Consider the following 10,699-nt stretch of genomic DNA (forward strand, 5'->3'; position numbering starts at 1 on the left):
AACAGCTTCAGACAGAGACCCCCCCCCAGCGGAATCGGGACCATCAAGATCGGGCTGCCCATCCTCAGCGGCGGCCGGCGAAGACACGCCCACGCCAGCAGCAGGCGGCGCCGACAACAAGCCCACGACCAAAGCCCCACCAACCGCGGCCATCAACCACGGCAAACCGCCCCACCGGGCCTGACTGGACATCCTGAACCTCCCCGTAACCACGACACACCAACACCGCGAGTGCCAATCAGAACACGACCAGTCAGGGCACTGTCAAGCGATTCACCCACATCCGCACCGAATTGGAACAGCGCTCCGCCAACGAAACGGCGTGTCCCCCACCGCCCCCACCGTCGCGGCAGTGGCTAGGTTCACGTTCGCCAGATCAGCGGAGCGGACCCTGGACGCGTCAACGGCTGACTTCGGATCTGCGGCGTTCTCGCCTTCGCGATCTCCAACAGTCGTTATAGGTAGACACGCCACCTAACACAGAAGTGCCTATTCCGTTATAGGTTAGCCCCGTGGATCTAACTAGGTTTGTGGCTCCGGAGTGGGGTCGTCCCGTCACGGTTCGCGGTGTTGCCCCATACGTGGCCTTCCTTCCTGAGCCACTGCCAAGGGAGCTGACCCTGGACGCCTCCACGGTAATGAAGCTCTCCGAATCTGACGCGGCTCTGGGAAGGCTCGCAGGGGCTGGCCGACTCCTGCCCAACCCCCATCTGCTTGTCAACGCCTACATCACTCGCGAGGCAGTCGCGAGTTCTCGCATCGAAGGAACCCAGGCGTCCGTGACCGAGGTGTTCGAGGCGACCGTGACGGGAGAGCCGAAGCGAGACGACATCCGAGAAGTGGACAACTACGTCAGAGCCCTCCGGCACGGCATCAGTAGGCTCGAAGGCGGGTTCCCCTTGGCACTGCGCTTGATCAAGGAGATGCACAGCATCCTCATGGAGGGCGTCCGTGGACAGGAGCGGACTCCAGGAGAGTTCCGGCGCAGCCAAAACTGGATCTCCTCGCCGGACAACACCCTAAGGAATGCCCGGTTTGTCCCTCCGCCCATGGATCATGTCGCCGACGCCTTGACGGACTGGGAACGCTACGTCAATGACGAGGACCCGAAGCTACCGCTCCTGATACGTTGTGCGCTTCTGCATTACCAGTTCGAGACGATCCACCCGTTCCTGGATGGGAATGGGAGGCTCGGACGGTTGTTCGTGGTCCTGTACCTCAACGAGCGGGGTCGTCTGCCCGCGCCTCTCCTCTACGTTTCCAACTACTTCGATGAGCGCAAGTCTGAGTACTACGACCGGCTGGAGTATGTACGCGAGCGTGGAGAGATCCGCGAGTGGCTGCTGTTCTTCCTCGACGCGATCGCAGTCCAAGCCAAGGATGCGTTCACACGATCCGAGCTCCTCTCGGACTATCGGGAATCGTGTCGCGAGGCTTTGTCCGGTTCCCGAAGCCGCGCGATTGAAGTTGTGGACCTGTTGCTGGCCCACCCAATACTCACGGTCCGCTATGTGCAGGATCATCTCGGCGTGAGCCAGCCCGGAGCCAGCAAGCTGCTAAGGCAGCTGAAGGACTTGGGCATCCTCTCGGAGGTCGGTACCGGCGCCGGGAGGAGACACCGCTGGGTGGCCACTAGAGTGCTTGAGGCGTTGGACCCCGAGCTGCCCCAATCCCCGTAGGGCCGCGGCAGAGCGGTAGAGCCCTACCCGTCCGAGTCGGGGAGTTTGGCGTACATGCTCCGCAGCGAGTCGAGTAGGTCTGATCCTCCGAGCGATGGACCGGGTGTCGGCAGTTGTCGCAACAGGAAGTCCTCGGGTAGACGGTCATGTACCGGCGGCGGGGGAATCACTCCCGCGCTCCAGAAAGCGGCCGCGTCGACTGTGCCCGCGGACCCGGTGACGTGGGCGGGCTCAGTCGACCCGATCTCGGGGTCCAGCCCTGGCAAGGCTGCCAGCGCCATCGCGGCCCCGATGGTTCGGGTATCGGTCGCGGAACCGGCTGCGGGGCCAGCGACCTCATCGGGAGCGACTGTGGGGCCATCGCCGCGAAGCTCACGTATCCGAGCCAGCAACGAAGTGCGCTCCCGGCCCCGCCACTGCAGGATCCGGAACGGATCTTCGTCGAAGCTCTCCGCCAGCAGGTAAAAGGTCGCAGCCAGATGCTTGCACGGGACTTCCCAATCGGGGCACGAGCAGCTCATCGATAGATCCGAGGCGCTCCCAGGGAACAACGGCGCGCCCGCCTCGGCAAGAACATCTTCCAGCTCGGGCGGGAACTGTCCGGCCAACAGGTGAGCGCTGTGAATCGCCTGCTCCGCGAGCACCACCTCGACCTTGGTCCACACGAGTTCACTGAATGGCGCCAGTTGGATCCGCGCCTGGTACGGGGTCCTGCGCGAACCCTGAACCTGTGCGGTCACCGAACCCGCGTCGATACGCATGTTGATTACTTGACCCCGCCGCGCGTAGGCCTTCCCCCTCGTGAGCCGGGAACCCAGGGCGAACGACTCAAGCACATCTATGAAGCGCCTCGACCACCAGTGCTCGCCGATGTCCCCTCGAGCGCTGCGGGCCGTAAGCCCGCCTTTGACATCTCGGGGCCGTGCTGGCGGCGGAAAGCCCCCGGCCCAATCCCGGGGACCGCGCGGAGTGCGACCTCTGCCCGTGCTCATTCGACCACCGCACCAGGCTCCAGGCGCACGAGTTCGCGCAGCTGTGCGGTCGACAGTTCGGTGAGCCACCCCTCGCCCGTGCCGACAATGCTGGCGGCCAGGCCCCGCTTGTCCTGAATCATCGCGGCGATCTTCTCCTCCAACGTCCCGGCGCACACGAACTTGCGCACTTGGACGGATCGAGTCTGCCCGATCCGGAACGCCCGATCGGTGGCTTGGTCCTCCACCGCCGGATTCCACCACCGGTCGACGTGGATCACATGGTTCGCCGCGGTCAGGGTCAGCCCGGTGCCACCGGCTTTCAGCGACAGCACCATCAGCGGTGGGCGGTCGCGGCCATCGCCCTGGAAGCGGGCGACCATGGCGTCTCGTTCGGGTCGACCCACCCCTCCGTGCAGGAAAGCCACCTCCCTACCGAAGCGGGCGGTCAGGTGGCCGCGCACCATGGCGCCGAACTCCGCGTACTGGCTGAAGATGATCGCCTGCTCCCCGGCGGCGAGGACCTCGTCCAGGGTCTCCTCAAGGCGGGCGAGCTTGCCCGACCTTCCGGCCACGCGGCTGCCGTCGCGCAGGAACTGCGCCGGGTGGTTGCATACCTGCTTCAGCTTGGTCATTGTCGCCAGCACCAGACCCCGCCGCTGCATCCCCTCCTTCTTGTCGATCTGCTCAAGCATGTCGGCGACCACCCCCTGGTACAGGGCTGCCTGCTCGCCTGTCAGCGAGCACACGACCTCCATCTCCAGCTTCTCCGGCAAGTCCGTGATGATCGACCGGTCCGTCTTGAGTCGCCGCAGGACGAAAGGCTGGGTCAACGCGCGCAATCGTCGACCGGCCTCGGCGTCGCCGTGCTTCTCGATGGGGGTGGCGAACCGGTTCTTGAAATCGCTCGCGTTTCCCAGGAGCCTCGGGTTCGCGAACTCCATCAGCGACCACAGGTCCGCGAGTCGATTCTCCACCGGCGTACCAGTGACGGCGATCCTGTTCGAGGCGGGCATCGAGCGCGCGGCGGCCGCTGCTTTCGTCGCCGCGTTCTTGACGGCCTGCGCTTCGTCCAACACAATGCGGCGCCAACCGATTTCACGCAGCGCGGCCGCGTCCCGGGCAAGCAGCGAGTAGGTCGTCACCACCAGATCGGACTGCGCGACCGCCTGTTCGAACGCCTCGCCCCTGGAACGCTCGGCTCCATGGTGGACATGAACCCGCAAGTCAGGTGTGAACCGGGCGGCTTCACGCTCCCAGTTACCCACCAGCGACATTGGACACACGAGCAGCGTCGGGAGTGCTCGACCGGCCACGTCGGCATCGGCGGCCCGGTTACCCTCGCGGGGCGCGTCCCGGGCGATCAAGGCTAGAAGCTGAATGGTCTTCCCCAGACCCATGTCGTCGGCGAGCAGCCCACCCATTCCGATTGACTCAAGGAACGTCAACCACGCCAGACCCCGCTCCTGATAGGGGCGCAGCGTCCCGCGGAACGAAGGCGGCGTGGGTACGGGCTCGACGCGGCGGTCCGCAGCCTCGGAGAGCAGGTCGCCGAGCCATCCGTCGGCGTCAACCCCGAGCAGAGGCAGGCCGCCCGGGCCGTCGGTCCCTGACCCCAGGGCGTGGAACACATCAATCACCGTCATGGTCTCCGACGACCGCTGCTGACGACGCAGGAACCCGCGCGCGCGCCGCAGTTTCTCCGCGTCGACGAGCATCCACTGCCCGCGCAGACGCACCAATGGCTGTTGATCCCTGATCAGGCGGTCGATCTCAGAATCGGTGACAGGCTCGTCGCCAACAGCGAGCTGCCAGTCAAAGTCGATGAGTCCTTCCTGCCCGATCGTTGCCTGTGATCCGACCGCACCCGGCTGGGCGGGTGTCGTGGCCCGCAGGCGGGTCCCCAGTCGGGACGGATTCGTCCACCAACCCGGCAGGACCACACCGAATCCGGCAGCCAGCAACGTGGGCGCTGCCTCGGCCAGGAACGCGTGGGCGCCGATGGTGTCCAGCGGCAGTCCAGACGGTTTCGCGGTTCTCAGGGCGGGACTCAGCTCCGGGTACAGGCGGACGGCCCGGCCCAGTTCGGCGAGCAGCGTCTCCTGGGGCTCTGGAACATGCCGGGCCAACGCCCGCATCGAACCCCGAGCGCGCCAGATCCGCGAGGCGTCGACAATGAGACTGGGCTCGTCGGCCGCTTGCAGGGCGAATTCGAGACACCAGCCGGGCTCCACGTCTACTACTCCGGCAGCTCCGACCCCGGCTCCCGAATCGGCTGAGGCAAGCGGGTCGGCGGACTCCCCTTCGTCTTCCGCAGAGTCAGGCTCTTCCGGCTCGACGAGTCGGAAGCAAGCGCGCACCGCGCCGCTGACGATCGCATCGCGTTGCCAATCGTCGAGAGCGCGTCGTAGCCCGGCGACCTCGTCCGGGCTGGCCGCGAACAGGCGGTCCGTTCCGACCAGGGCGCTACGCCAGGACCGGCGCCCCCGGCGGCGTGGCGCGGGGTCCAAGGCTGCCCGCACCGCGGCGTCGACCAACGCGTCGACCGCTGAGGCGACGGTCTCTGTCGGCCCCGCGACCGGCTTCCCATTGGAGTCGACCGACGCGAACAACGAAGGGGGCAGCGCAGCGGGGAAAGTGCGCAACCACGTGGCATCCGGCCCGGTGATCAGCGGGCGCCAACGGGATTCCGCCTGGCCGGCGGTACCGCCTTCCCGGACGGTCGGCAGGACCCGACCACGCGCGGTCAGATCCTTCGCGAACTCCGCGAGCTCGCGAAGCAAGTGAACGTCGCCACCGAACACCGGTGCGTCCACGTCGCCACCGAATCCAGGGGCACCTCCCCCGTCCACGAACTCAGGGGCCCAATCCGTCGTCAACGTGGGCAACAGGGCCAGGGCTGAGTCCGCATCGAACCGCAGAGCCGGCACCCGCCATAACCCCACGGAAACCGGCGACTCCGGTTCGCCGTCAACTCCGCCATCCTCGGAGAAGACGTCTTCGAATCCCTGGCCGACAACCGCCAGCTCTGGCGGCGGCACCGGGCCCGGGCCTCGTGTCGGAAGCGCCAACACCGCCGTGTCCAGCTCGGCGACAGCGCCGGGGAGGCGCGCGGACAAGTCAAGGAGCTCGACCACATCGTCGGCCGCGACCGCGAACGGATGTGCTCGCACCCTCGGTGGCCGTCCTCGCCGCGGCGGCGGCCGGGGCGGCAAGCCCGAGTCCTGCCCCCACAACACGAGTTGGCCGTCGCCGGGCGCCCGAGTAGACCATCCAGCGCAGATAAGGATCAAACCACACCGTCCAGCCGCTGATCGGGCACCTAACGCGGATAAACGGTACCCACCGATCCGCCGAGCCTGTTACGAGCCCCCTGGAACCCGACCCCCGACGAATCCGGCGCGAACCTGGCAGAGCCGCACGGGACGCGAACCGTCATCGGGTTGCTGGGGCGCCTGATGGAGTGGCGCTCTCAGGACTGAGCGCCAGGAGACGATGGGCGCGGCGCGATCGCCTTTCGCAGGTCTTTGAGCAGCAGGAACAAGTGAAGCCGGTCCGTGGGTGAGGGTTCGAACTCGCCCTGTCTCAAGTAGTAGTCACGCGCTGATTCGTCCTTGGCGTGAATCAGCATCGCGCGCACCCAGGCCCCGACCCTGCTGAGACTTGTCGATGGCAAGTCGAGTCAGTATCACAACTGGAACGGGATGCCGACCTACGCCTCGAGTTACCCTCAGCGGCGCAGCTTCCGGTTCCACCCCGCCGCCAGACAGCGCGTAGTAGGCGATTACTCGGTCCTCTGGCGTCGTGGCGCGTGGACGCCCCCACCCGGCACCACCCAAGAAACGGCGTGTCGCCCACCGCCTCCACCGTTGCGGCCGTTCCCGACAAACGCACCTCGAACCCCTCAGAAACACCCGTTGCAACGGGCGCATCCTTCAGCAACGGGCGCATCTGTCGGGAACGGCCGCAACGTCATCCGGGCGGGGCCGCGCGGGGCGGCCGTACAGGAACGGCTGCGTCGTCAACCTCATCAAGGTCGACCCCGACGCCGCCCGCTGGGCCAAGGTCACTTTGGACCGGATGCTCACTGTTCCTGGTCTTGGCGCCAAGAGCTAATCCCCTATGGGCTCAGACGGCGCAGCAGGAAAGCTTCGTTACGTCGCCGGTGAATGCCTGCGCCGCCAGCTTGAGCGCTTCGGCAGTGGTCAGGTATGGCGACCACGTGCCCGCAAGCTCGCTGACGCTCATCCGAGCCCGTAGCGCAAGAGTGGCTGCCGCTATGACGTCGCCGGCACTGTCGGAGACCATGTGAACCCCCAGCAACCTTCCGGTTGCGGCCTCCGCGACCATCTTCAGGACTCCGCGCGAGTCGCGGTTCACTATCGCGCGCGGCACCAGGCTCATCGGCAGAAGGCGGACGTCAACCTCCAAACCCTCCTGCCGCGCTTGGGCCTCTGTAAGCCCAACGGAAGCGACAGCAGGGCTAGTGAACATCACCTGCGGCAGGTACCGGTAGTCGATGCGATCGGCGGACTCACCGAAGGCGTTGCCCGCAGCCAGTTCCCCCTGCGCGGCAGCCACGTACACGAACTGCGCCCCACCGGTGACGTCCCCCGCCGCCCAGATCACAGGGTTAGTTGTCCGCAAGCATTCGTCGACCACTACCCCGCCCCGGGCCCCCACGTCGACCCCGACGCTGTCCAAGTTCAGCAGGGAGGTGTTCGGCAACCGTCCAGTGGCCACAAGGATCTGGCGCACCGCGAGCCGATCCGTACATTCGCCCGAAAGTGTGGCGCCAATCAACCCGTCATCATTCTGGGCTCGCCGCACCGTGGTTGCCGTACTTATCGCAATGCCTTCATCGGTGAGCGCCTGCCCAATCGCCTCAGACACCTCCGGTTCAGCGAACGGGGCGAGCCGGTCACGGGCTTCCACAACGGTGACTTTGGAGCCGAGTCGGGCGAATAGCTGCGCTTGTTCCAGGCCCACCGCGTTCCCACCGATGACCAGCAACGAATCGGGCAACTCCTCCAGGTCCATTGCCGTCGTCGAGGTCAGGAAGCCGGTCTCATCGAGCCCACGGATTGGTGGTATCCAGGAGGACGCGCCCGTTGCTATCAGGTAGGCCCTTGCCTCGATCTCGATCTGATCACCGCCGCGCACATCCACGAGCAGGCGCGGACCAGCGGCGAAACGGGCCTGGCCGGAGATGACTTCCCACCCGTGATACGCGGCGACGTCGGCGTACTTGGTGGCCCGCAACTGCTCAACCAGCGCAGCCTTGCCCGTCATGAGTTCATCGAGATCCACCGACGCGGCTCCGGCTGTGATACCTGGGAATCGTCCTGCCTCAGCTGCATCGTGGCGCGCAGCCGCCGCAGCCAGGAGGGCCTTGGACGGAACACAGCCCGTGTTCACGCAGGTTCCGCCGACGATCCCGCTCTCAATCATCACTACCGAGCGGCCCGCCCGGCGGGCAGTGATCGCGGCCGCGAAGGCCGCCGAGCCAGAACCAACAATCGCAAGATCGAAACCCATGGCAACTCCAGCCCCAATACGAGATCCGAACCACTCACTCGGCAGACCACACATTCGTCTTGACGAATGCATTTGTTCAGCCTAGCATTCGGATAGGCGAATGTGAACGGGTGGCGACTTGATCAACGTACAGACCTCTCAACCGGCCGTTGAGACCATCAACGGCGAAACCCTCGCGAAGTTCTTCCGTGCCCTCGGCGATCCCACCCGGCTGCGGCTGCTGGAGTTCCTGATGGACGGCGAGCGCTCCGTGAGCGAGTGCGTGGAACACGCGGGGCTATCCCAGGGCCGGGTCTCAATACATCTGGCCTGCCTAGCCGACTGCGGTTACATCAGCGCTCGGCGTCAGGGACGCTGGTGCTACTACAGCGTTAGCGACCCCCGGGTAGCGGAGTTGGTCCATCTGGCGCGCTCACTAGCGCGGGACAACCGCGCCGAACTTGATGCTTGCCAGCGCATCGATTCGAAGCTCCGGTCGGGGTCGGCTTCCAGATCCGCCTGCTAGCCTCCGCGACATGACGATCACGACCGCTTGGCTGGATTCCCGGGACCACCGAGTTGGCGCACTTTGAGCGCCTTGCTGATCGCCCATGTGATGGCGCTGAGCCTGTGGGGCGGAATTGTCGCGACAGAGGCCGTGCTTGAGATGGCGAATCGGAAGGATCCGGCCACGCGGGGATTCGTGGCGCGGACCCACTACTGGATCGACCTGCTCATCGAAGTCCCAGCCATCAGCGCGGTTGTCGTCACTGGCGTCGCGCTCGCGATCCGCGCTTGGCCGCTCCCGCCCATCTACTGGCTTCACATCAGCGCTGCCCTGATAGCGATCGCGCTGAATCTGTACTGCGTCGCGCAAGTCGTGCTGCGTGCGCGCGCGGATTCTGCTCAGGAGTGGCTGGCGCGCACTCGCCGCGTACAGGTGTCCGTCATCGGCGTGCCGTTCGCTCTGGTCGCGCTCTTCGTCGGCTTCGCCATGACGTCGCACTGACGTCAACTGGCGGTCAGGAGTCCCCGAGCCCGGGTGCCCCCCAGACCGCGAACCACCGGGCGAGGTCCGGTTCCCATCGCAGATCCGATCCAACTGAGTCGCGGACCTGCAGCTCGAGCACGTTGTCGCGCTTGCCGTCACCCTGCGGGGCGAACGGGTAGAAAGTGCCCTGCTTGAACAGGTACACGATCGCGAGCTGACGCCCAGAAGCGTCGCGGAACGAGACCAAGGAGCACAGAAGCGTCGGGCCGAAGCCGGAGTCCTTCAGCGTGGAGTTGATGGCGTGCAGGTCGGTCACGAGCCCGGCAACGTCCTCCGGATCGCCGCGCACCACGAGCCACGTGTAGCCGAAGTCGTCCCGCATTGACTCAACTTTCGGCCCCCCGTCGGCGTCCAGCAACGCCCGAACGTCCTGTTCAACCTCCGCGAAGGCTCGGCCCTCGGGAGCGCGGAACGCCACGGATCCGGCACCTGCCGGTGCGAAGTCCAGCGCGGCCCGCAGCGTCACCGCCGCGCTCGGCAACGCGAAGAGCGCATCGAGGTCCGGTGGCACGGGCTTCGCCCGGCCGAACAACACAGTTCGCAGGCCCATTACTCCCTCCCCAATTCCGTCGAGATCTTCGCCAGATTCTCCAGGCGCTTCTGCAGGGGCGGATGACTCGCGAAGATCCGCGCCAAGTCGAATCCCCGCGTGCCGGACAGGGCCGGAACGAATGCCATCGAAGACACGGGTTCCATCCTGCGCAGGTCAGTCGTCGGGATCCGGGCGACTTCTCCGGAGATCTTCTGCAGCGCTGACGCCAAGGCACGCGGGTTGCCCGTCAACAACGCTCCGCCGCGGTCCGCCGCCAGCTCGCGATACCTCGACAGCGCGGCAGTCAAGATGTAGGACAGGACGTAGACCAGGGCGGACACGAGCAGGACCACCAGGACGACGGCAGCGGTGTTCTGGTCCCTGCGGCCTCGGATCATCCCTCCCCACAGCGCCGAGCGAGCCAGGAGTCCGGCCACGATCGCCGCGAATGACGCGATAGTCATGACAGTCACGTCCCGGTGAGCGACATGAGATAGCTCATGCGACAGAACTGCCTCCAACTCATCTCGGTCAACCCGGCGCAGCAGACCCGTCGTCACGCACACGACAGCGCGCTTCGCTGAACGTCCCGTGGCGAACGCATTCGGAACTTCGGTGTCAGCTACGGCGATGCGGGGCTTGGGCATGTCGGCCAGCAGGCACAGCCGGTCAACGACGCCGTGCAACTGAGGGGCCTGCTCCGGAGTGACTACCTCGGCCCGCATCGCGCGCAGGGCCAGCGAGTCACAGAAGTACCACTGCCCCCACAGCAGGCCGCCCGCGATGATCAGAACAAAGACGGCGCTGACCCCAAAGATGATCAACGCGACGCCGATCGCGACATACAGAAGGAACAGGCCACCCATGGTGCCGAACATGCGCCGGGTCAGCCCCGGGTCGCTGGCGTACCGCGTCCGTGCCACACGAACATCTTGCCGCGCCGGGCCTA

The 10,699-nt window shown here is 66.0% G+C and carries 10 protein-coding genes; 3 read left to right on the forward strand and 7 right to left on the reverse strand.

What is annotated here, in order from left to right; translation table 11 throughout:
* A partial coding sequence (locus Q8P38_04730) for a hypothetical protein (GenBank protein MDP4013904.1) occupies nt 1-192 on the reverse strand: 192 nt, incomplete at its 3' end.
* Nucleotides 193-512: 320 nt separating this feature from the next.
* Between Q8P38_04730 and Q8P38_04735 the strand changes: the two genes are divergently transcribed.
* On the forward strand, nt 513-1,679 hold the full coding sequence (locus Q8P38_04735; protein MDP4013905.1) for a Fic family protein: 1,167 nt from the start codon (nt 513-515) through the stop codon (nt 1,677-1,679).
* A 23-nt stretch (nt 1,680-1,702) separates the two neighbouring features.
* Here the strand turns inward: Q8P38_04735 and Q8P38_04740 are convergent, their stop codons facing one another.
* From Q8P38_04740 to merA, 4 genes are all read right to left on the reverse strand, one after another.
* Nucleotides 1,703-2,671, reverse strand: a complete 969-nt coding sequence (locus Q8P38_04740) for an SWIM zinc finger family protein (protein ID MDP4013906.1) — start codon at nt 2,669-2,671, stop codon at nt 1,703-1,705.
* Complete coding sequence (locus Q8P38_04745) at nt 2,668-5,823, reverse strand: DEAD/DEAH box helicase (protein ID MDP4013907.1); 3,156 nt, start codon at nt 5,821-5,823, stop codon at nt 2,668-2,670. Before Q8P38_04745 ends, Q8P38_04740 begins: the two co-directional genes overlap by 4 nt.
* A gap of 299 nt (nt 5,824-6,122) precedes the next feature.
* Complete coding sequence (locus Q8P38_04750) at nt 6,123-6,326, reverse strand: hypothetical protein (protein MDP4013908.1); 204 nt, start codon at nt 6,324-6,326, stop codon at nt 6,123-6,125.
* A 452-nt stretch (nt 6,327-6,778) separates the two neighbouring features.
* Nucleotides 6,779-8,188, reverse strand: coding sequence for a mercury(II) reductase (merA, locus tag Q8P38_04755; protein MDP4013909.1), 1,410 nt, complete (start codon nt 8,186-8,188; stop codon nt 6,779-6,781).
* 118 nt (nt 8,189-8,306) lie between these two features.
* On the opposite strand from merA, the gene Q8P38_04760 reads away from it, so the two are divergent.
* On the forward strand, nt 8,307-8,693 hold the full coding sequence (locus tag Q8P38_04760; GenBank protein MDP4013910.1) for a metalloregulator ArsR/SmtB family transcription factor: 387 nt from the start codon (nt 8,307-8,309) through the stop codon (nt 8,691-8,693).
* A gap of 63 nt (nt 8,694-8,756) precedes the next feature.
* Nucleotides 8,757-9,176 (forward strand): hypothetical protein, encoded by a 420-nt coding sequence (locus Q8P38_04765; protein ID MDP4013911.1) that lies wholly within the window; start codon nt 8,757-8,759, stop codon nt 9,174-9,176.
* Between the two features lie 13 nt (nt 9,177-9,189).
* Here Q8P38_04765 and Q8P38_04770 read toward each other — a convergent pair whose 3' ends face one another.
* Complete coding sequence (locus tag Q8P38_04770) at nt 9,190-9,768, reverse strand: hypothetical protein (protein ID MDP4013912.1); 579 nt, start codon at nt 9,766-9,768, stop codon at nt 9,190-9,192.
* Nucleotides 9,768-10,699: zinc metalloprotease HtpX (gene htpX, locus Q8P38_04775; GenBank protein ID MDP4013913.1), on the reverse strand; the 932-nt coding region annotated here is incomplete at its 5' end. The genes htpX and Q8P38_04770, both read right to left, overlap by 1 nt.

It is taken from the genome of Candidatus Nanopelagicales bacterium, assembly GCA_030700225.1.
GTDB lineage: Bacteria > Actinomycetota > Actinomycetes > S36-B12.

Bases quoted from the DNA above. Each gene is read 5' to 3' on its own strand.
- Q8P38_04740 (MDP4013906.1), bottom strand. From the start codon at position 2,671: ATGAGCACGGGCAGAGGTCGCACTCCGCGCGGTCCCCGGGATTGGGCC.
- merA (MDP4013909.1), bottom strand. From the start codon at position 8,188: ATGGGTTTCGATCTTGCGATTGTTGGTTCTGGCTCGGCGGCCTTCGCG.
- Q8P38_04770 (MDP4013912.1), bottom strand. From the start codon at position 9,768: ATGGGCCTGCGAACTGTGTTGTTCGGCCGGGCGAAGCCCGTGCCACCG.